Annotated in this window: 18 protein-coding genes; 10 read left to right on the top strand and 8 right to left on the bottom strand. The window is 59.2% G+C overall.

Annotated elements, in window-relative coordinates; translation table 11 throughout:
• Positions 1 to 27: 27 nt before the first annotated feature.
• Positions 28 to 954, top strand: coding sequence for a dihydrodipicolinate synthase family protein (locus PSV43_RS07365; protein WP_300195065.1), 927 nt, complete (start codon positions 28 to 30; stop codon positions 952 to 954).
• 6 nt (positions 955 to 960) lie between these two features.
• On the opposite strand, the gene PSV43_RS07360 is transcribed toward PSV43_RS07365, so the two are convergent.
• Both PSV43_RS07360 and PSV43_RS07355 read right to left on the bottom strand, forming a co-directional pair.
• Entirely contained in the window at positions 961 to 1863 is a 903-nt protein-coding gene (locus tag PSV43_RS07360) for a hypothetical protein (protein WP_300195063.1), read from the bottom strand.
• A gap of 30 nt (positions 1864 to 1893) precedes the next feature.
• Positions 1894 to 2622, bottom strand: coding sequence for an N-acetylmuramoyl-L-alanine amidase (locus PSV43_RS07355; RefSeq protein ID WP_300195061.1), 729 nt, complete (start codon positions 2620 to 2622; stop codon positions 1894 to 1896).
• 211 nt (positions 2623 to 2833) lie between these two features.
• On the opposite strand from PSV43_RS07355, the gene PSV43_RS07350 reads away from it, so the two are divergent.
• The 3 genes from PSV43_RS07350 to argA are packed head-to-tail and all read left to right on the top strand — an operon-like array spanning position 2834 to position 5830.
• Entirely contained in the window at positions 2834 to 4219 is a 1386-nt protein-coding gene (locus tag PSV43_RS07350) for an MFS transporter (RefSeq protein ID WP_300195059.1), read from the top strand.
• Position 4220: 1 nt separating this feature from the next.
• On the top strand, positions 4221 to 4505 hold the full coding sequence (locus PSV43_RS07345) for a hypothetical protein (RefSeq protein WP_300195057.1): 285 nt from the start codon (positions 4221 to 4223) through the stop codon (positions 4503 to 4505).
• Positions 4502 to 5830, top strand: coding sequence for an amino-acid N-acetyltransferase (argA, locus tag PSV43_RS07340; protein ID WP_300195055.1), 1329 nt, complete (start codon positions 4502 to 4504; stop codon positions 5828 to 5830). The genes PSV43_RS07345 and argA overlap by 4 nt, the downstream gene beginning before the upstream one ends.
• 10 nt (positions 5831 to 5840) lie before the next feature.
• Here the strand turns inward: argA and PSV43_RS07335 are convergent, their stop codons facing one another.
• From PSV43_RS07335 to PSV43_RS07325, 3 genes are all read right to left on the bottom strand, one after another.
• The gene (locus PSV43_RS07335; RefSeq protein ID WP_300195053.1) at positions 5841 to 6419 is read right to left on the bottom strand and encodes a hypothetical protein; all 579 of its coding nucleotides are present in this window, start codon (positions 6417 to 6419) and stop codon (positions 5841 to 5843) included.
• Between the two features lie 35 nt (positions 6420 to 6454).
• Complete coding sequence (gene thrC, locus PSV43_RS07330; RefSeq protein WP_300195051.1) at positions 6455 to 7825, bottom strand: threonine synthase; 1371 nt, start codon at positions 7823 to 7825, stop codon at positions 6455 to 6457.
• A 114-nt stretch (positions 7826 to 7939) separates the two neighbouring features.
• Positions 7940 to 8890, bottom strand: coding sequence for an efflux RND transporter periplasmic adaptor subunit (locus PSV43_RS07325; RefSeq protein ID WP_300195049.1), 951 nt, complete (start codon positions 8888 to 8890; stop codon positions 7940 to 7942).
• Between the two features lie 267 nt (positions 8891 to 9157).
• On the opposite strand from PSV43_RS07325, the gene PSV43_RS07320 reads away from it, so the two are divergent.
• From PSV43_RS07320 to PSV43_RS07310, 3 genes are read left to right on the top strand one after another with little or no spacing between them, the layout of a single operon-like run.
• Positions 9158 to 9370, top strand: coding sequence for a hypothetical protein (locus PSV43_RS07320; protein ID WP_300195047.1), 213 nt, complete (start codon positions 9158 to 9160; stop codon positions 9368 to 9370).
• 46 nt (positions 9371 to 9416) lie between these two features.
• Entirely contained in the window at positions 9417 to 11030 is a 1614-nt protein-coding gene (locus PSV43_RS07315; protein ID WP_300195045.1) for a sialate O-acetylesterase, read from the top strand.
• Entirely contained in the window at positions 11027 to 12061 is a 1035-nt protein-coding gene (locus PSV43_RS07310) for an SAM-dependent methyltransferase (protein WP_300195043.1), read from the top strand. The genes PSV43_RS07315 and PSV43_RS07310 overlap by 4 nt, the downstream gene beginning before the upstream one ends.
• 29 nt (positions 12062 to 12090) lie before the next feature.
• On the opposite strand, the gene PSV43_RS07305 is transcribed toward PSV43_RS07310, so the two are convergent.
• Entirely contained in the window at positions 12091 to 14064 is a 1974-nt protein-coding gene (locus tag PSV43_RS07305) for an amidophosphoribosyltransferase (protein ID WP_300195041.1), read from the bottom strand.
• A 236-nt stretch (positions 14065 to 14300) separates the two neighbouring features.
• Between PSV43_RS07305 and PSV43_RS07300 the strand changes: the two genes are divergently transcribed.
• Both PSV43_RS07300 and PSV43_RS07295 read left to right on the top strand, forming a co-directional pair.
• Positions 14301 to 15575, top strand: coding sequence for a PQQ-dependent sugar dehydrogenase (locus tag PSV43_RS07300; RefSeq protein WP_300195039.1), 1275 nt, complete (start codon positions 14301 to 14303; stop codon positions 15573 to 15575).
• A 49-nt stretch (positions 15576 to 15624) separates the two neighbouring features.
• Positions 15625 to 17037, top strand: a complete 1413-nt coding sequence (locus tag PSV43_RS07295; protein WP_300195037.1) for a sulfatase — start codon at positions 15625 to 15627, stop codon at positions 17035 to 17037.
• 3 nt (positions 17038 to 17040) lie between these two features.
• Here PSV43_RS07295 and PSV43_RS07290 read toward each other — a convergent pair whose 3' ends face one another.
• Together PSV43_RS07290 and PSV43_RS07285 are read right to left on the bottom strand one after the other, a co-directional pair.
• Positions 17041 to 17592 carry a heavy-metal-associated domain-containing protein gene (locus PSV43_RS07290; protein WP_300195035.1) on the bottom strand — a complete coding sequence of 184 codons (552 nt, stop codon included), beginning with the start codon at positions 17590 to 17592 and terminating at the stop codon, positions 17041 to 17043.
• Between the two features lie 10 nt (positions 17593 to 17602).
• Complete coding sequence (locus PSV43_RS07285; protein WP_300195033.1) at positions 17603 to 18997, bottom strand: DUF1501 domain-containing protein; 1395 nt, start codon at positions 18995 to 18997, stop codon at positions 17603 to 17605.
• An 86-nt stretch (positions 18998 to 19083) separates the two neighbouring features.
• On the opposite strand from PSV43_RS07285, the gene PSV43_RS07280 reads away from it, so the two are divergent.
• Positions 19084 to 21340: M1 family metallopeptidase (locus PSV43_RS07280; protein ID WP_300195032.1), on the top strand; the 2257-nt coding region annotated here is incomplete at its 3' end.

The raw sequence follows: 21340 nt of genomic DNA, 5'->3' as shown, positions 1-21340 counted from the left end.
TTTGGCGTATCGCAGGTTTGGAGCATTATGCTGAACCTGCCCGATTCCAAACGCCTGCACAGCCTGGTCACAGCCACGCACACGCCCTTTCATGCCGATGGCTCGCTCAATCTCAACGTGGTGGAAAAACAAACGGAGTTCCTGCTTTCGAAAGGCGTGAACACCGTTTTCATCGGTGGCAGCACCGGCGAGAGCCACTCGCTCACGTATGAGGAGCGCCATCTTCTGGCCAAATGCTGGATGGCAGTCGCCAAAGGCACAGCCATGCGTGTGGTCGTGCACGTGGGGGCAAACTGCATTGCCGATGCGAAGGCACTCGCGGATCAGGCCGAGGATCTGGGAGCCAGTGCCATCGCGGCCCTGGCTCCAATGTATTTCAAGCCAAAGAACGTTGAAGTGCTGGTGGAGTCGATGGCTCAGATCGCCTCAGCTGCACCAGACACTCCCTTTTATTACTATGACATTCCGTCGATGACCGGTGTGAATCTCTCGGTGCCCGATTTCCTGCAGCAGGCGGGCAAACGCATTCCGAATCTGGCCGGTGTGAAATTCACCAATCCCGACCTCATGGCCTACCAGTACGCCCTGCGTGCCGATGATGGTGCCTGGGACGTCCCTTTCGGCTGCGATGAGCACATGCTCGGCGCTTTGGCGATGGGTGCCAAAGGAGCCGTTGGCAGCGGCTTCAACTTCGCCGCCCCCATTTACCTGCGCCTGCTAGCCGCCTTTGCCCAAAACGATTTTGCCGCTGCAAGGGTGGAGCAGTTCCGCGGAGTGCAGATCATCAGCACCCTCGTCCGCTACGGCTACATGGGTGCCGCGAAAGCCGTGATGGCGATGCTCGGCGTCGATGTCGGCCCTGCTCGTCTGCCCAACACGACTCTCAGCGATGTCCAAAAAGACCAGTTGCGCGGCGAACTCGAAGCCATGGGCTTCTTCGACTGGGTGAAATAACTGCGCTCAGCGTGTCACCCGCAGCAACGGCGTCGGCAAGTGCTCACTCGTCATCCAGAGCGTGCGGCTGTCGCTGTCATAGCACACGGCTTCTGTCTGCCGCAGCAGCTCGGGTTCGATGCGCACTGGTGCTTGTTGCAGCGCTTCGGCGAGCGCTTTGTCCTGGGGCAGCAGCCATTCATACAGACTGCTATAGGTGGAGACGACCATACGTGAACCATCCGGCGCAAAGCAGGCAGCAGTGGTCATGCAGTTGTCGTGCGGGCGCTTGCCGATACGAATCAGTGTGGGGAAGGCTAGATCGGCCACTTTTTCCAGCACCATGCCCATCTTGGGCTGCAGCGTCTGCGGAAAAGCATAGAGCGCACACCTGCCCTCATCACTCTTGGTCAAAATGTAAAGACGCCCGGTCTGGGGATGCACGAGCAGGCTCTCGGCATTGTGCCTCCCATCGGGGTAGTTCGCGCGCCAGAGCTGCGGTGCGGCAGTTTCAGTTTCCGCCACAGGCTTGCCGGGTGCGTTGATTTCAGGTTCGGGGATCTGATAAACCTGAATCGAGGCGCGGATGAAAAGATTGTCGCCGATGTCGCCAATGAATAGCATCGGCGTCCCCTTCTCATCTTTGCCGGAAGCGATGTCCTCCCAGTCGAAGTTTGCCGCATCACGCACACGTACTTTGGCGCGTGTTTTCCCGCTGCGATCGATGGCAAAGACACAGGGCTCGCCACCGGAATCGTTCATGGTCCAGAAAATCGAGGGATCACGCACACCCAGCGCCACTCCGGAGCTTTCATTGAGGCGTTTGTCTTCCAGTATCGCAACCTGCTTGCTCGTGCTGGGCACCGGCTTTTCCGGCCACTTGCCCTCACTTTGCCCGCTGCAGGCCGTAATGGCTGCAAGAGCGAGCATAAACTGAAACAAAGCCGCATTCATGATTCTTTAACCCAGCGGCGTTGCCGGACCTGCCAGCATGCGGTTGTAATGAAACTGCACGCGGTTCTGAAACCACCGCCACGTCTGACCTGGGCGGCCATTCTCCAGCAGGAAATGCGGGCAGTCCTTATGCAGCGGTGTGGTGCCGACACGTGGCCAATGATAATGCGGCACCACGTTGCTGAGCGGAATATCATACGCGCGCATGAGATAGGCGGCGAGCCGCGCAGTACGGTCAATCGTTTGGCCAATGTCGTTTCCCTGATGCTCGCACATCTCAATGCCGATGCTGTAGTTGTTGCCCGCACCGTCGAAATCAGCGTGCTCGCCCTGCTCACGGCAGGGAAGGTGCTGGATCGCCACGTCATCCTGCACGGTGAAATGCCAGGTGAGAAAGCCGATGCGGTTCCCCCCCTTGCGCTTCGTCGCACGCAATGCTCCGCGCTTCAGCGCCAGCGCATGCTGGTGCGCATTGCCGGTGTAGTTCTGCGTGCTGTGAATGGTGATATAGCGCGGCTTCATGGCCCGGAAATAGCGGCGCCCCACCGTTCCTGCGGGGATGATGTCGAGTTTGATCCGCGTCTCGGCCAGCAACTGGTCCGGCGTCAGCGCTCCGGCAGGCACAGGCGCAAACCTCGCCTCCCATCGCGCAATTCGCGAGCCATCATAGGTGGCGCAAGCCACGACAATAAACGCAACCGCCAATGATAGGAGTAGTGCGACGTTTTTACGCATGTGAGTGTTTAAGGGCCAATGGGTGAAATTCAATATGCATGTTCAATCATCTGCATCTGTACGCGCCCGCCGCTGAGGTCAGGTGTACGGATTGCAGATTAAACTTCCGTCGATGACGAGATAGGTGAAAGAAATGTCGGCTTTGGTGCGGCGTGATTCCTGTGAATTCGGGATTGTCATCCCCCTCCATGTCATTCAACATCCGCGCTTCATGAGCACCTCGCCCCTCCCCGATTCCACCGCGCCTTGGTACAAGCAACTGACCAGCTACCACTGGTTTGTGCTGATCGTCGCCTCCGCCGCCTGGTTCTTTGACTGCCTGGACCAGCGTCTGTTTTCCCTCGCCCGCGTGCCTGCTCTGATGGAACTGATGAAGCTGCCGTCATCGAGTCCCGATTTGCAGGCCTTTGGCAAAATTGTCACCGCATGTTTCCTCATCGGCTGGGGCATTGGCGGACTGATCTTCGGGGCCTTGGGAGACAAATACGGTCGTGCAAAGATGCTGACGCTGACGATCCTGATCTACTCCGCCTTTACCGGCCTGAGCTATTTCAGCCGCTCACAGCTCGACTTCACCATCTTCCGCTTCCTTACCGGCGTGGGCGTGGGCGGCGTGTTTGGCCTGGCCGTGGCCTTGATCGCAGAAACCGTTCCCAGTGGTGCGCGTATCCAGTGCCTTGGTCTGTTGCAGATTCTGTCAACCATCGGCAACCTCGCCGCAGGTTTTGCGAAGATCGGTATCGACACCTTGGAAGCAAATCACACCATCGTCGCGGGTTCCGGCTGGCGCTGGATGTTTCTCATTGGCGCAGCACCAGCGCTGATGATCATCTTCACCCGCAAATATCTCAAGGAGCCCGCCTCATGGCAGCATCTCAAGGATACGAATCAGCTCCCAAAGGGCAGCATCTTCGCGCCCTATTCCAGCCTGCTCGCCAGCGCCCGCTGGCGCAAAAATCTCTTCGTTGGCGCGGTCATCGCCAGCACCGGCGTGATCGGCCTGTGGGCCATCGGCGAGTATGCCGTCGATTTGCAGAAGGTGGTGTTCAAACAGTTCTATGAAAAGGCGGGTGTGGCTCCTGACAAGGTGGCCGGCGAAGTGAATAATGCGATCTCCGTGGCCTACCTCTGGAACATGCTGGGGGCAGCAGTCGGCATGACCCTGTTCACCAATGTGGCCAAGCTGGGCCGCCGTTTTGCCTTCTTCCTGGGCTTCAGCGGAGCACTCATCGTCACCTTCCTGGTTTACTGGAAGATGAGCGATCCAATCGCAGCACGGTGGATGATGTTCCTCATGGGCATGGTGCAGCTGAGTGTGTTCGCCGGATTCGCCATTTATCTGCCTGAGCTGTTCCCGAGCAAGCTTCGCAGCACGGGCACCAGCTTTTGCTACAATCTGGGCCGTTTCGCCGCCGCCGGTGGCAGCTTCTTCTCCGCCACGCTCACCTCCGGCATCTACGGCAAGTTCGCCGCTCAGGATCCAGCACTGCCGCTGCGCTACGCGGCGATGACCATGTGCGCCATCTTCCTCATGGGTATTTTCATTCTGCCGTTCGCACCTGAAACCAAGGGCCAGCCGCTGCCGGAAGACGACTGAAATGACCGCCGCTGAACTGCAAAAAGCCGCCCAAGTCGAAGCGGAAGCCATCTCACCCGAAGCTCTGGCACTCTGGCATGCCAAACAGGGCCGCTGGGAAGATGCTCATAACATCGCGCAGGACATCCATACCAAGATGGGCTCTTGGATTCATGCGCTGCTTCACCTGATCGAAGGCGACCAGTGGAATGCAGACTACTGGTTCGCCAAAGCCGGCAGGCCTTCGCACGGCCCCAAGGAGATCGACAAACTTTGGGACGAAATCGCTGGCGTTGTGCTATCTTGACGGCTCAAACAGTGAACAACGACCCCGCCAAACCCCAGCAGCGCTTCGAAGACTTGCGCGGCATCCTGCGTTACGTGCCGCAATTCCGGCAGCGCATCTTTGTAATCGCCTTTGACGGCGCGCTGATGACTCAGCCAGGATTCGCCAGCATCCTGCAAGACGTGGCCGTGCTGCAGTCGCTCAACATCGAGGTCGTACTCGTTTTCGGCGCGCGTGAGCAGGTGCGAAGGCTGGCCGAAAAGCGCGGCATCACTCTCTACAATGACGATGGCATGGGCCGGACCGATGCCGCAGGCATTGAGATCGCCGTGGATGCGATCATGCACCAGTGCAGCGATCTCGTGGCGGATTTGACCGCACTGGAGATGCCGGTGGCCGTTTCCAATGCACTCGCGGTGCATCCAGCCGGCGTGATCCACGGCGTGGACCAGGAGTTCACCGGACGCATCGAACGAGTCGATGAAGAAACCCTGCGCGCCCTGCTCAAAGCCGACATTATTCCCATTTTGCCCCCGCTCGGCTATGACGGCAAAGGCACCACGCTGCGCCTGAACTCCGACGCAGTGGCCGTGGAGGTCGCCATCGCACTGCAGGCCGCAAAAGTCATCTTCGTGGCCGAATCAGGCATCACTGCCGCAGACGGCACCCGCCTGGAGCAGCTCTCCGTGGCTGAAGCCCGCGAGATGCACAAGCGCAAGGATTCAAAGCATGATGTCAGCATGCTCTCCAAGCTACGCTATGCCGCACTGGCCTGCCAGGAAGGTGTGCCGCGCGTTCACATCGTGGATGGCACTCAGGATGAAGCCCTGCTGGCCGAACTGTTTTCCAATGAAGGCGTCGGCACGATGATCCATGCCGATGACTACCAGCAGATCCGCAAAGCCCGCACCTCAGACGTCCCTGCCCTGCTCTCCATGATGCAGCAGAGCGTGGACGATGCCGCTCTGGTGCCGCGCACGCGCGACCAGATTCAATCCAAGATCAAAGATTTCTTCGTGCTCGAACTCGATGGCAACCCCATCGGCTCCGTCGCTGTACATGCCTATGAGGAAGACGGTCGAAAAATCGCCGAGCTGGCCTGCCTCTTTGTGCGGCGCTCGCACAAAAACAAAAACCATGGCCGCAAGCTGGTAGCCTTCGCGGAAGAACAGGCACGGCACCGCGGCTGTGAGGTCATTGTGGCGCTCAGCACGCAGGCGTTTCGCTTCTTCGAGGAAAAAATGGGCTACACCGTGGCCGAACCTGATGCACTGCCGCTCAGCCGCCGCGAAAAGTACGACAAGAGCGGACGGAACTCAAAAGTGCTCGTCAAGGCGCTGAAATAGCGCTGCCGCGCTATTTGATGCGCGATATCTTCGAGTAAGCCAGCGCGCGCTCTGCGATGGCAATCGCTTTGTCCTGCAGCTTTTCGCCGATGAAGCGCTGCTGAAAACTCACACGACATTTGCGACCATCCTTGGCAAAGGCCACCCAGAACTCCGTCGATTTGATGCGCTCCGCTGCACTCGTCGCATCGGACCACTCATAGTGGACGGATTCACTGCGCGACACCTCATGCAATCCCTTGGCATTGAGCGTCACGGAGTAGCCCATGCTCTGCCATCCCAGCCAGGTGGCAGCCACACCACCGAAAAACAGCAGCGATCCCATAATGATGGATGGCGCGATGACCTTGCTGCGGCCCACAAAACCGCCGTTGCCAAATTCCAGCGCGAAGAATTTCACCCGTGCATACATGACCTTCACCAGCACGAATGCCGCGATGACCAGCAGCGGCCCGCTGCCGAGCAGGAGGTAGGTGTAAACATCGCCAATCATGAGCGTCACCCCATTGCCTGAGTCACTGCCCTTGGTCAGGTAGGGAGAGAAGTCCAGCGAGCTGGTGCTGGCTAGAGAAAATGGCGACGATTTCATATGATTGTGATTAAACCCACCCACCACCGTCGGCGTCAAGCCTTGCTTCCGTGACTGGTTTGTTGCCGGATGAATTCCTGCACCGTCGCCACGTCCGCCGCCATCGGCCAGGTTTGCAGCGATTTCGACTTCAGCGCTTCGAGAGTGGGATGCGTAGGCTCGCTTCCTGTGGCCTGCAGCACGACTTCGGGAAACTTCGCCGGGCTCGCCGTGGCCAGCACGACACTGACCCGGTCCGCCGCCATGTCAGTGAATGCGCAGGCCGTGTGCGGATCGAGCACATACTGCCAGTCCTGCCACATCTGCGCGATGACGCGGACGATCTGATCATCGTCCATGCGGGTGGAGCGCAGCGAAGTTTTGGGCAGGTCGATCTTGAACGGAGCGCCCGATTTGATCTGCGCCATCACCTCACGAACGCGCTCCGCGCTTTGATCCATGATGTAATAGAGGAAGCGCTCGAAGTTCGACGCGGCCTGAATGTCCATGCTCGGCGCATGACTCGGATGCACATCGCTCTGGCTGTATTCGCCACTGGTAAGGAAGCGGTGCAGGATGTCGTTTTGATTTGTCGCCACGCGGAAGCCGCCTGCGGGCATGCCCATCTGCTGCGCCATCCATCCAGCCAGCACGTTGCCAAAGTTGCCCGTAGGCACGACGTATTCCGCCGTGGCACGCGCACTCTCCGGCAGCTTCAGACAGGCCCAGATGTAGTACACACACTGCGCCAGCACACGGGCGATGTTGATCGAGTTCACAGCGGAAAGATTCACCGATTTCGCGAAAGCGGTGTCGCCAAAAGTCTCCTTCACGACGCGCTGAGCGTCGTCAAAAGTGCCAGGCACAGAAATGGCGAAGACATTGTCCGCTCCGGTGCAGGCCATCTGGCGCTCCTGCAGCGGCGCCACACGTCCGTTCGGATACAGAATGAAAATCGTGATGCCATCGCGGCCCAGGCAGCCGTGAATTGCTGCCGAGCCCGTGTCCCCCGAAGTCGCACCGAGCACGGACAGACGCTTGCCTGTGTGCTCGACCTGACGTTTGTAGAGCAGGCCCAACAGTTGCAGAGCGAAGTCCTTGAAAGCCAGTGTCGGACCGTGAAACAGCTCCAGCACATAAGTCTTGTCCGTGATCTTTTTCAGCGGAGCCACCTCCGGCGAATCAAACTGCCGATAGGCCTCTGCGGTGAGCTGATGCCATTCGGTATTGCTAATCTCCGGCGCGAACAAGGTGAAAAACTCCGCCGCGAGCTCTGGATAGGTCAGCTTCGACCACTCTGGCAGCTTGTCAGTGATGTTCGGCAGATTCTCCGGCAGAAACAGCCCGCCATCCGGTGCCAGCCCGGCTTCAACGGCTTCAGAAAAGGTATGCGGCTTCGTCTGGCCGCGAGTTGAGAGGTAGTGCATACGAATCAATAAGGAGAGGCACTCATGCGTGGGATTTGGGGAGACTCAACGAGTCTCTGCGGGCATCATGCGCTGATCAGGGCGCGCCCGCTAGGCTAGCCGCAGGGCAAAGGCTCACTTTTTCCGCGCAATGAACACATCCACCTGCTGGCCCACGTAGAGGGGCTGATCCTTGGGACGGTCGAGTTTGTAGATGACCTGCAGGACACGCGTGTCCACGCGCTCGGTACTGGCACCCGTGAGGGAGACTTTGGGGATGACGTAGGGCTCGATGCGGACGAACTGTACCTTGAACTTTTTCGAGGAGTCGCTCTTCAGCGAGAAGGTGGCGTCGAGACCAGAGGCCACTTCCATGGCGTTTTGTTCATCCACATCGGCACGCACATGCAGTGTGGAGATGTCTCCAAGCACGAGCGCTGGGTCCTTGTTCGCCGGGGAGGCGTATTCGCCAGCACGAATGTTGACCTGAAGGATGGTGCCCGCCTTCGGTGCTTTGACGGTGAGGCGGTCGATTAGCAGTTCGGTCTGCTGCACATCGGCCTGGGCTGAGGTGAGCTGCGCTTCAGCGGCCTGCATTTGCGCCTTGGCCACGAGCACGTCGTTGGTGCGGTTGCGCAGATCGTCCTGGCTGATGGCACGCTGGTCGGTGATGGAAGTCATGCGGTCGAGCATGTCCTGCACCTTGGCAAGCTGGGCGCGGTTGATGGCAATGTTCGCCTGCGCGATGGCAATGGCGGCCTGCTGCTTGAGCAACGAGGCACGCAGTTCGCGGTCGTCCAAAATGAGCAGCGGAGTTCCTTCTTTGACGACCTGATTGACGGCGACTTTGACCTCCTCGACCAAGCCAGGAACCGGCACGCCGATGGCGACATTTTCATCCTTGGCTTCGAGAATGCCCGTGGCGGCGATGTCATCGGGCGCATTCTTCTGCGGTGGCAAAACAGGCGGTGCCGGGATGGCAGTTTCCTGGCTGCGAATGGTCTGCAGCACGAACCCCATCGCGATCACGCCCGCGATGGCAAGCAGGTAGGTGGAGTAGCGGATGGCGGTGGAAACGAGATTCATGGGCGCAGCAGAGTAAATGACGAAATCCAGAATGGCGAATGACGAATGCCGGACAAAATGACGCTCGCAAGAACGGTCAAGAAAACCCCAAATCGGCGCGAAGAAAAAGGCACCGGGCATTGCAGGAGAAATCATCCGCGAAGACGGAAATGTGGAGGCTGCAGGACGGAAACTTTGTCAGCACCACGGACCCGCCGCGGGTTAGGAAGCTGATTCAGAACTGATCCGCGTCTTGCACGGGCGGGACGGGCGCTCTACGCTGGCGGCATGGAAAGACCCGCCGCCATTGCCCAGATCCGCGAAGCCTGCAAAAACATCGCGCTGCAATTCATGAAAATTCACCCCGCCGTTCCTGGACTGGCCGACGAGGAGACGCAGAAGGAGTGCTTCCGCAGCGTGCATGAAATGACCGTGCTGCTGGAGACGATCAAAAAGAAGATCGGCCGCCTGGAACGCTCCGACGACAGCACCCTGCTCTGACATTTGGCTTACTTGCCTGAACCCGCCCCTCATACGACCATTCACCATGAAATTCGCTATTATCTGCCTTCTCCTGCTGGCCACCTGCCTGCAGGCCGAGGTTAAACTGCCCGCCATTTTTTCTGACGGCATGGTCTTGCAGCAGGCTCAGCTCATCCGCATCTGGGGCACTGCTGAGGCCGGCGAAGAGGTGAAGGTGACCTTCGGTGATCAGTCACACACGTCGCTCACGGACCCGACCGGCAAATGGTCGCTCACGCTGAACCCGATGAATGCAAACGCCCAGCCCGCCGATCTCGTGGTGGGTGGCAAAAACACGATCACGCTGAAAAACGTGCTCGTCGGCGAAGTGTGGATCTGCTCCGGCCAGTCAAACATGCAGTGGGCGGTGCAGCAGGCCGGCAAGGCTCAGGAAGAAATCGCCGCCGCCAATCACCCGCAGATTCGCATGTTCAATGTCGAACGCAGCACCAGCATGACCCCACAGTCCGACTGCAAGGGCGTGTGGAAAGAGGCCACCAGTGCCAATGTGGGAGAGTTCTCCGCCGTGGGTTATTTCTTTGGTCGTCATCTGCACCAGGTGCTGAAAGTACCCGTCGGTTTGATCAACACCTCCTGGGGCGGCACGCGCATCGAGGCTTGGACGAGCCGCGAAGCGCTCGAAGAGCGCCCCTGTGCCACCGAACTGCTCACCGACTGGAAGGATGCCGTCAGCAAATGGGACGGCCCCAAGGAACTGGCCACTTTTGACAAGCAGAAGGCCAACTGGCAGGCGCAGGTGCAGAAGATCGACGCCGAAAACGCCAAATTGCCCGCTGATAAAAAGCAGCCCAAGCCAGCAGCACCGCGTCCGCCGGAAGATCCCACCAAGACCCAGCATCACCCCAGCGTGCTCTTCAACGGCATGGTGGCCCCCCTCGCCCCCTACACCGTCAAAGGTGTCATCTGGTATCAGGGCGAGTCCAACCAGCGCCGCGCCTTCCAGTATCAGGAACTGCTGCCCACCCTGATCAATGACTGGCGCAAACAGTGGGTGGACGCGTTCTCGTTTTACATTGTGCAACTCGCAAACTTTGGCAACGGCAAGCCCGTAACCACAGAACCCGGCGTCCCCGACACCTGGGCCGAGTTGCAGGAGGCGCAGACGCTGACAGCTCAGACGCTCGACAAATGTGGCATCGCCATCATCAACGACATCGGCGATCAAAACGACATCCATCCCAAGAACAAGCAGGAGGTCGGCCGCCGTCTCGCGCTGCTGGCCCTGGCTCAGGACTACGGCAAGTCCGGTGCGGAATCTTGCGGCCCGCTCTATCTGTCCTCCGTCGTGAAGGGCGACAATATTCGCGTTCAGTTCACCCACACCGGCTCTGGTTTAAAAACCCGCGACGGTGCCGAACCGAAAAGTTTCCAGATCGCCGGAGCCGATCAAAAATGGCTGTGGGCCAAGGCCAAGATCGACGGCAGCGAAGTCGTCGTCTGGAGCGATGCAGTGCCGCAGCCCATCGCAGTGCGCTACGCGTGGGCCAGCTGGCCGGAAGGCGCCAACCTCATCAATGCTGAGGGCCTGCCAGCCTCCTGCTTCCGCACCGATGACTTCCTGCCGTCCACCCTCGGCGTCGTGTCTCCCTTCAAAGAAGCAGCACCTGCCAAACCGTGATCGAGCCAAGCGTGCATCTCTTCCTAGCCGATCCTGACACCGCGCCGTTCCTCGCAGATGAACTGCGCCGCGCTGCGCCGAATGCCGTACAACACGAAGTCGAAGGCCTCGGCATCGCCACCGATGTGCCACTGGAGGGCCTGCGGCTCGCGTTTGCACGCCAGACCCTTCCCGCTGCCGCCGAAATCCAGGCTGCATCCATCAATGCGTGGGCAGACCGCATCATCGACGCTACCACCGGAGTATTCCCGGATGATCAGCCCTGGCGTCTGCATCTCTGGCCGCAATACGGCGAAGGCAAAGCCGGGCTGCACCGCTGTGAATTAATCCATGCCAGCCTCGTGGAGCGCATGAAAAAGAGACGCAGACGCCTGCTCCGTTCCTTGGTCGATTCAGATACCGTCTTTGATGCGCAGACATCCCTCGTGCAGTGCATTCTCACGTCTCCCGAAACCGGCTGGATTTCCACCTCACAGGCACCGCAGGCTTATGCTTTGCGCAGTTTGATTTCGAGTTTCCCCCGTGGCGAAGTGCCCCTGGCCGATGACAAAAGCGCCCCCTCCCGCGCCTTCACGAAACTGGTGGAGTCCGAGCAGCGTCTAGGACGTCAGATCGAGCACGGCCAGACCTGCGTGGATCTCGGTGCTTCACCCGGAAGCTGGAGCTACGTACCCATCCAGCGCGGAGCGAGTGTCATTGCCATCGACCGCTCCGAACTGCGCGAAGATTTGATGCGCAATCCACGCCTGCACTTTGAAGTCGCCGATGCTTTTAAGTACAAGCCGCCGCAGACCGTGGACTGGCTCATGTGCGATGTCATCGCCGCCCCCCAACGCAGCATCGACCTGCTGCTTGAATGGCTGCGCGAAAAACGCATGCGCAACTTCATCGTGACGATCAAATTCAAAGGTCAGGACGAGTATCCGCTACTCGACATCCTCAAACGCGAAGCTCCACCGCTCTGCGCCGACTTTCACCTCACACGGCTCTGCGCGAACAAGAACGAAGTGTGCGCGTTTGGCGTGGTTTGATCGTCGAAGACAGAAATATCTGTCTCACCTTACAGCAGCGCCTCATGGGCACGGCCATCCTTGGCCTCGCAGTAGAGGATGAAGGACTGGTTCACCACTGAATACCCTCCGGGAGTCGGATAGTCACCGCTGAAGTACCAGTCACCGTATTCGGCACCGAGGGCGTTGTGGAGATCGGGAATGGTCTGGTAGATGACTTCGACGGTGCCATGCCACGGCGTATCCTCGGGACTGATCATCTGGGCGATGCGCGCAGAGATTTCCTCGTCGGTGAACGGCGCATAGATGGCCTTCACGGCATTGCGCATCTCTTCCTTGGGCTTTCTCATCTCGGCTTTGCAGGCGCGATAGGTCTCCATCACGATGTGCGCCATGCCGCGCGCACGCAGAAGTGAAATGGCGGCCTGGAAAGCGATGAATTTGCCGAGTTCGGCCATATCGATGCCGTAGCAGTCCGGGTAGCGAATCTGCGGCGCAGTGGAGCACACGATGATGCGCCTCGGATTGGTGCGTGCGAGAATTCGCAGCAGGCTTTTCTTCAGCGTGGTACCACGGACGATGGAGTCATCGATAACCACAAGGTTGTCCTTGGGCGTCACGACACCGTAGGTGATGTCGTAGCTGCCGGACACCAGCGCATCACGCCCCGTTTCCTGGGCGATGAAGGTGCGCATCTTGATGTCCTTGAGCGCAATTTTTTCGCCGCGCGGCCAATTGCGCAGCACGAGATCGTCGAGCTTGGCCTCGTCAAATTCACCGCGCTTGAGCATGTCCATCAGAGCCTCTTTGACGACGTTACGGCGGCTTTTGCGCAGGCCGTCGAGAAAGCCGAAATAGGCCGTCTCAGCCGTGTTCGGGATGAAGCTGAGCACGGTGTGCTCAAAGTCGTTGTCGATGGCCTTGACGACCTGCGGCACCAACTGCTCACCGAGCGCCTTGCGCTGCTGGTAGATGGCGGAGTCGTTGCCACGTGAGAAATAAATACACTCAAACGAACAGGGCTTGAATTCGCGCGGCTCAATGAATGGCTGGATCGTCATGCCACCATCCGCCTTGATCACGGCCACATGCGCCGGAGGGATCTCATGAGTGTCCTCTTCATTGACGCCAAAGACGGACATCAAGGCGACACGTTCGGAGGCCATGGCGAAGATCTCGTCGTTCTCGTAATAGTGACACGGGCGGATGCCGCTGGGGTCACGCATGGCAAAGAGATCGCCGTTGCCGATGACGCCGACGATGCTGTAGCCGCCATCCCAGCGTTTGGCGGATTCCTTGATCACTTCGGTCACGTCCAGTTGCTCGCTGATATGCTGTGGAATGTCTTCTCCCGGCATTCCGGAGTCACGCAGCTCATGGTAGAGCTTGGTGTGCGCCTCATCGAGCTGAAAGCCGATTTCTTCGAGCACACTCTGCGTGTCCGTGCCGAAGACGGGGTGCTGCCCGCGCTGCATCATGACCTCATTGAGTTCGCGGGTGTTGGTGAGGTTGAAATTCCCCATCACCATCAGCGTACGCGTAGGCCAGGTGGTGCGGCGCATGTAGGGGTGCAGGCAGCCCTTGCCGAAGTCACCGCTGGTGCCGTAACGCAGATGGCCGATGTAAATCTCTCCGGCCATCTCAAACTCACGCTTGATGGCGTCCGGATCGTCCTCAAAGGACACGAATTCCTTGCCTTCCTGGTCGCGCTCATCCTTGCGCTGCTTGTCGATCCGGCGGGCGATGCGCTTGAACTCCTTGCGCTCCTCCTCAAAAACTTGGCCGATGCGCTCCACACTCTCGGTGCTGCGCACGCGGAACATATAGGGGAGGCCGGGGGGCATGCCGAGCTTGCTGCAGCCGATGCCCATGCCGTCCTGGCCGCGGTTGCGCTGCTTGGTCATGATCGCCTGCAGTGCGTCAAAGCCGTAGAGGGCGTTGCCGTATTTTTGATAGAAGTAGCCTAGCGGCTTTTTCAGCCGCACCACCGCTATGCCGCACTCGTGACTGATTGGGTCGCTCATCGTAAAGGAGCACCCACCATTGGCATGCCACGGAAGGAGTGCAAGACGTGGAAAAAGTTTCTCAGGGGTGTCCCAAGCCACCGGCCGGTCGTAATCGCCGCTCTCATCTCCAAAATTCAGCCGGTTGCCCCCGCACGGCCTCCTGACCACTCCCGCACAATTTAGCCAATGTGTTTTGAGCAAAGCGAGGCCCCTTGCTGTCATCATGGCATGGTCCATGCAGTCAATACCCCTCAATGAATCCCCTTCCCATTTCTCGCTTCTGGCTGCCCGCCATGACGCTGGCGGCGTTTTTTGCAAACAGTCCCATCTACCCCGCCATCCAGGAGGCCGCCTCTCCCCAGCCCGTCCCCGCATTACCCGAAATTCCGCCGCTGGAGATCCCTGAAGAGCCGCTGCCAGGAATCGTGCTGCGCAAACTCGCCTTTGATCGCGAATTTGATTCACCCGTCATGCTGGCCTCGCTGCCAGACGCCAGTAGGGAGCAAGTCATCGCCATGCAGCGCGGTGAATTCTGCGCCGTACGCCTCGATGGCAGCGGCCAGTGGCGGCCCTTCCTCGATTTCCGTGCGAAAATGAAAGACATTCTGCTCTTCGAGGAGGGCGTGCACGGCATCGCATTTCATCCTCGTTTTGCCGAAAACCGGCTGTTTTACCTCAGTTACACTCAGAGCGACCCCCGCCGCACGGTGATCAGTGAGATGCGCGCCTCCAAGGATTCAACTCCCGATGCATTGCCAGAAACCGAGCGTGTGCTCCTGGAGATTCCACAGCCCCTGGCAGACCACTGGGGCGGCCACATCGCCTTCGGGCCGGATGGCTGCCTCTACATCGCGCTGGGCGATGGCGGTCTGCGGGATGACCCGTACCGTCTGGCGCAAAACCCCTGGGTGCTGCATGGAAAAGTCCTGCGCATTGATGTGAACGGCCGCAGCGGCAAGCTCCCGTATGCGATCCCCGACGACAATCCCTTCACCAAGGCGCAAACCGTGCGCCCTGAAATTTTCGCCCTCGGTTTTCGCAATCCCTGGGGACTCTCCTTTGACGCTCGCTCCGGCCAGCTCTGGCTCGCGGACGTGGGTCAGGACCTGTGGGAGGAGATCAACCGCGTGGAAGCAGGTGCCAACTACGGCTGGAGTGACCGCGAAGGACCGGCGAAGAGTTTCGCACATGCGCACAGCTATCTGCCGGATATGACCATCACAGAACCCGTGCATGCCTACACCCGCATGCGTGGTGAGGGCATCTGCATCGTCGGCGGCCTGCTCTATCGCGGACAAAAACTGCCACAGCTCGACGGCGCATTTATCTTCGCCGACTGGGGCTACGGCACTGTCTGGGCGCTGGGCATCGACCCCGCCAGCGGCAAGGCTTCCCGCCGCAGCGTGCTGCACCGAAAGGCCCCTGAACACAAGTTCAACCCCTCGCTCGTCACTGCGGATGTCGATGGCGAGCCAGTGCTGCTCTCACAAGACGGAGCGCTGTACCGCCTGGAGATGGATGACGATTGAGGCGCATTTCCGCGTAAGACGATGATCATGGCCGCGTTCAAGGCGGGCCATGAATCGTCTTTTCGCACTGTTCCTACTGTTTAGTTCTGCTGCGTTCGCTCAACAGAAACCCGATGTTCTCTTCATCGCCGTCGATGATTTGAACGACTGGGTGACCTATCTCGGCGGCCATCCGCAGACGAAAACTCCGAACATCGACCGCCTGGTAGCCCGTGGCACCGCGTTTACCAATTCGCATTGCGCCGCACCGGCCTGCAATCCTTCACGCGCCGCTTTGATGAGCGGTCTGCGCCCATGGCAGACGGGGATCTACACCAACGGTGACCCGGCGCAGGGCGTGATGAAGGACACCCTCACGCTCAACCGCCACTTCCTTGCCAGTGGCTACAACACCCTCGGCGGCGGCAAAATCTACCACGGCTACGGCAGCGAGGGACGCACCGATTCATGGACGAAATGGGAGGGATTGTTTCCCACCATCAAAGAACATGAGGAAAACCTAAACGGCCTCGATCGCGGCCACTTCGACTGGGGTCCGGTGGATGCCAAACCCTCTGACATGGGCGACTACAAAGCCACCGACTGGGCCATCAACCAACTCAAGACCGCACCCACGGACAAGCCGCTCTTCCTCGCCCTCGGCTACATCAAGCCCCACCTGCCATGGTATGCCCCCAAAGAATACTATGATCGCTTTCCGCTCGCTGACATCCAACTGCCCGTGACGAAAGAGCACGACCTCGATGACATCCCCAAAGCCGGCGTGCGCATGGCCGGCCCTGAGGGCGACCACGCCGCCGTGGTCAAAGGTGACCAATGGAAAAAGGGCGTACAAGCCTATCTCGCGACGATTTCATTCCTCGATGATCAAGTCGGTCGCCTGCTCGACGGGCTCGATCAAAGCCCCCGCAAAGACAAGACCATCATCGTCTGGTGGACGGATCACGGCTGGAATCTGGGCGAGAAGGAGCACTGGCGGAAATTTGCCCTATGGGAAGACACCACCCGCACCTCCATGGCCATCGTCGCCCCCGGTGTGACAAAGCCGGGCACGACCTGCACAGCACCGGTCGATTACATGAACATGTACCCCACCGTCTGCGAACTCACCGGCCTGCTAGTGCCTGCGCATGTCACCGGCGCGAGCCTCATGCCGCTGCTCAAAGACCCCGCCGCCAAGTGGGACGGCGTGGCCGTCTGCACACACGGCAAAGGCAACCATGCCGTGCGCGATGCCAACTGGCGCTACATCCGCTATGCCGATGACACCGAGGAACTCTACGATCACTCCAAAGACCCGAATGAATGGACCAACCTCGCCAGCGAAGTCGGCATGAGCGACATCAAGACCAGACTCGGAGCCGCCATCCCCGCCGCTGAGACTGAGGTCAAATCGGTTTCCGGTGACGAGAAGCAGAAAGGCGCAGGCAAAGGGAAGAAAAAGAAAAAAGCCAAAGAGTAGTCGTCACTGCCCTTCGCTCGCCAACGTAAAATCAAGCCCCAAGCCGGCCGGTGCTGGTGACTTCATCGCTGCGGTGAACTGCGCGAGACTCCAGCCCTGCGGACCGGTTTTCTTCGCATCGTTTTTGAGTTCGTTGCAGTGGATGAGCAACTCCCCCCTGCCCTTGTCCACCGTCTCCAGTTCCACCCAGTCTTTCCACCGCGCAAACAGGCAATCCACTTTCGCGACATGCTTCGCATAGTCCGCCACATGCAGTTTCAACGTTGCCAGATACGGCTTGCCGTGAATTGGCAACGCCTCGCGCACCGCCTGCGCGATCTGGTGTTCGCTGACCACTTTCGGATCAAACACAACATTGGCGTAATTGTCGATCACCTGCACCACCGTCGCATCTGAAACACCCTTCATTTCACTGATCGACTGCTGCACCACATACACGCAGCTCCCGCACTCCACGCCAGAGACATAAAAGGTCATCGTCTGCTGCTTTTCGACAGCGTTGAGACTGGCCGTAATGGAACCCAGGAAGACGAGAAGGCGAAGTGTGTGTTTCATGAAAGCAAAATTAAACCAAGCCGCGAATCGGCTGACCGCGCGTGAGCACATTGAGCAGTCCCGGCGGCAGGCCATCAGTGACACGCGCTTCGCCGAGATCCACCAGCGTGTGCATGATCGTGGCAATCAAATCAGGAATCGTGATCGGCTCGGAGGCGGGTTCGCCGCCATGGCGCGCCGACTGCCCAATGACCTGACCCATCTTCAAACCACCGCCATAAATCATGAGCGGCGCGAGTCCGCCCCAGTGATCACGCCCGCCTTTGACATTGATCCTGGGCGAGCGGCCCATCTCACCACAGCAGACGAGCATTATTTTTTCGCTCAGGCCGCGTGACTCGATGTCTTCAATCAGCGCGGACACCGCGTGATCAAATGGACGCCCGACGTAGTCCATGCCAGTGCGACACGGGGCGTTGTTGTTGTCCGCGTGCATATCCCACACAAAGCTCGTCGTGACGGTGACAAAGCCACAACCGCGCTCACACAAACGCCGCGCCATGAGCAGCAGCTTGCCCAGCGTGGCGGCGTTGTCCGCATAGTGCTCGCGGTTGTTCCACTGCGTGCTGATGCGGTCCTTGGGCAGCAGCGGAGCCGTGTCGTAGCGGGCGATGAGACGCGGGTCTTCCTTGGAGAGATCAAACGCATCCGACACTCCGCGCCGCAGCACATCAAAGGCGAGCGATTGAAATTCCGGCATGCCACCAAGGGCCTGGCTGCCGTCCAAACGATGCTGCCACTGGTCCAAAGATGCGAGCAAGCCCCGGCGGTCATCCAGCCGCGACTGTGGCATGCTCAGTGTCATATCCGCCTGTGCACCGCTGCCCACGCCAGGCACAAAGGGCTGATAGGTGGAACCAAATTCTCCGCTGGAGGTAAAGTCGCCGAATTGCTTGATCACAGGACCTGCGGTGAAAGAGACCGCCTGCGGAAACAGCGCCACATTGGTCGGCATCGCACTGCTTTTCCGCAGAGGCCCGGCGATACGTGAGTACAGCGAACCGAGATTCGCCTTCATCGTATCCTTGCCCACGATGGTCTTAATATCATGCACTGAGTCTCCCGTGACGAAGGAGCGCACGATGCTGAACTTGTCCGCCAGCTTGGCCAGCCGCTCAAACGTGCCGCCAAAGGTCACGCCGGGCAGCTTGGTTTTGATCTCGCCCGTGACGCTACGAATTTCCGACGGCGCATCCATCTTCGGATCAAAGGTCTCGAACTGCGACGGCCCGCCGTGCATGAACAGGAAGATCACCGACTTGTCCTTGAGCAGCGGCGAATTAGATGCCTTGAGCGCCATCAGATCACTCAACCCCAGCCCGCCCAGTCCCAGCCCGCCAATGCGCAGGAAATCGCGCCGCTGTAGGCGCGAGGAACCCTGGCTGTGATCGGAAAAAGTGAGCATGACCCTGCCAAATACGCCAGCCAAACGCTTCTCCTTCCTGATTGTGCTTGCCACCCCGCATCCAGTTCGGGATGCTCGCCGCCATCATGCGTTTCCACCACCTCATTCTTGCCATCGCATTGTTGGCCACGGATGCCGCCGCCGATTCCTCCGACTGCAGGATTTGTGACAAGCATCTGCTGCCGCCGCAGTTGCAACTCATCCCGGGTCGAAAATATGCGCGGGACCGGCGGGCGGACATTCTGCATGTGAAGCTCGATGTGACGCCTAATTTTGCCAAGCGCACAGTCTCAGGCTCGGCGACACTTCGATTCAAGCCAATCGCCCTGCCGCTGGAAAAACTGGAACTCGACGCAGTGGACTTGCAGATCGCCACCATCACCGCTGCGGGTGCCCAGGTGGCAGAGCATCAGGTCACGAATGACAAACTCATCATCACCTTTGCCAAAGCAATTGCCCCGGACGCGGAGACGACGGTCACGATCACCTATTCAGCTCAACCCGATCACGGCTTGTATTTCCGCACCCCGGAGATGGGCTACAAAGCCGAAGACACGCAGGTGTGGAGCCAGGGCGAGGCGGAGGAGCATCGCTTTTGGTTCCCCAGCTACGACTATCCCAATGAGCGCTTCACCAGCGAAGTCATCTGCCATGTGCCCAAGGGCATGCAGGTCATCTCCAATGGTACGCTGCAAAGCGAACAGCCCGGCGTTGATGGCCTCGTGACCTTTCACTGGTTGCAGGACAAGCCACATGTGAACTACCTCATCGCGATGGTCGCCGGTCACTTCCACAAGCTGGAAGACAAGGCGGGCGCGCTTCCTCTCGCCTTGCTGGTCCCCCCTTCCCACACCGCACAGGCGGCAAACGCCTTTGCCGACACCCGCAAGATCATCGAGTTCTACCAAAAGGAAATCGGCGTGCCCTTTGCCTGGGACAAATACTATCAGATCTACTGCCTCGATTTCATCGCCGGAGGCATGGAAAACACCAGCTGCACCTTTGAGGCCGCCGACATGCTGTTCAACTCCGACACCGAGCAGTTACGCTCCCTGCATGAGCTCGATGCGCATGAGACAGCCCACCAGTGGTTCGGTGATCTCGTCACCTGCCGCGACTGGTCGCACCTCTGGCTAAACGAAGGCTTCGCTACTTACTACACGGATCTCTACGAAGAGAAAAAATTCGGCACCGATGCGATGAAGTACTCGTTATGGAGAGAAGCAGAGCAGGTATTTCAGTCAAACGACACCCGCCCCATCGTCTGGCGTGACTATGGCGATCCGATGCAGCAGTTCGACTCACGCGCCTACCCAAAGGGTGCCTGGGTGCTGCACATGTTGCGCAGCCAGCTCGGCCCTGAATTGTACCGCAAGTGCATCAAAACGTATCTTGAGCGGCATCGCAACGGCATCGTCCGCACCGAAGACCTGCAGGACGTCATTGAAGAAGTCAGCGGACTCTCGTTTGATCAGTTTTTCGATCAATGGCTTTTCCACGGCGGCGTGCCTGAATTGAAAATTGACTACGCGTGGGACGCCGGATTAAAGCAGGCCAAGATCACCGTGCGGCAGACGCAGAAGCTCAGCGAGCAAGTGCGCCTCTTCCGCGTTCCGCTGCCCGTCGGCTTCGCCATCGCCGGACAAAAAGAGATGCTCCGTTTCAAAGCGGACGTCAGCAAAGAGGTCGAAGACTTTTACTTCCCGCTGCCCACCCAGCCGGAACTGGTTCGCATTGATCCCAATTACACCGTGCTGGCCAAGGTCGCTTTCACCCCACCGGGCCCAATGCTCGACAAACAACTGCAAGCCGACATCATCGGCCGCCTGCTCGCCATCAGCACACTCGATGAAAAGCACATCGACAAGCTCGCCAAAGCCCTGCGTGAAGACACCTTCTACGCCGTCCGCTCCGAGGCTGCGAAGACACTCGCAAAAATCGCCGAACCCGCAGCACGTGCGGCGCTGATCGCAGGCAGCAGCAGCCAGCCCGATGCACGCGTGCGCAAGACCATCGTGCAATCTCTTGCCGCGCTGAACACGGCTGACTCGCAGGCCACCCTGTGGAAAATAGCCCAGAGCGAGAAGAACCCCGACATTCTCGCCAGCATCACCGAATCCTGGGGCGCACGCCCCGGCGATGCAGCAGTCGCCACAGCACTCCGCAAACAACTAAGCGGCACCAGTTTCAACAACTCGCTTCAGCTCGCCGCCATCAAGGCGCTGCGCGCTCAGGACGACGAATCCGCTGTTCCTGACATCCTGACCCGGCTGCAGTCTCTCAACGATCTTCGCGGTCGCGATACAGGGACCGCATTCGATGCAGTCGCATTCCTTGCACGCC

Source organism: Prosthecobacter sp., assembly GCF_029946185.1.
Taxonomy (GTDB): domain Bacteria; phylum Verrucomicrobiota; class Verrucomicrobiia; order Verrucomicrobiales; family Verrucomicrobiaceae; genus Prosthecobacter.
Note: the sequence above shows the minus strand (reverse complement) of the source record. Positions and strands in the feature narration are given on the sequence as shown.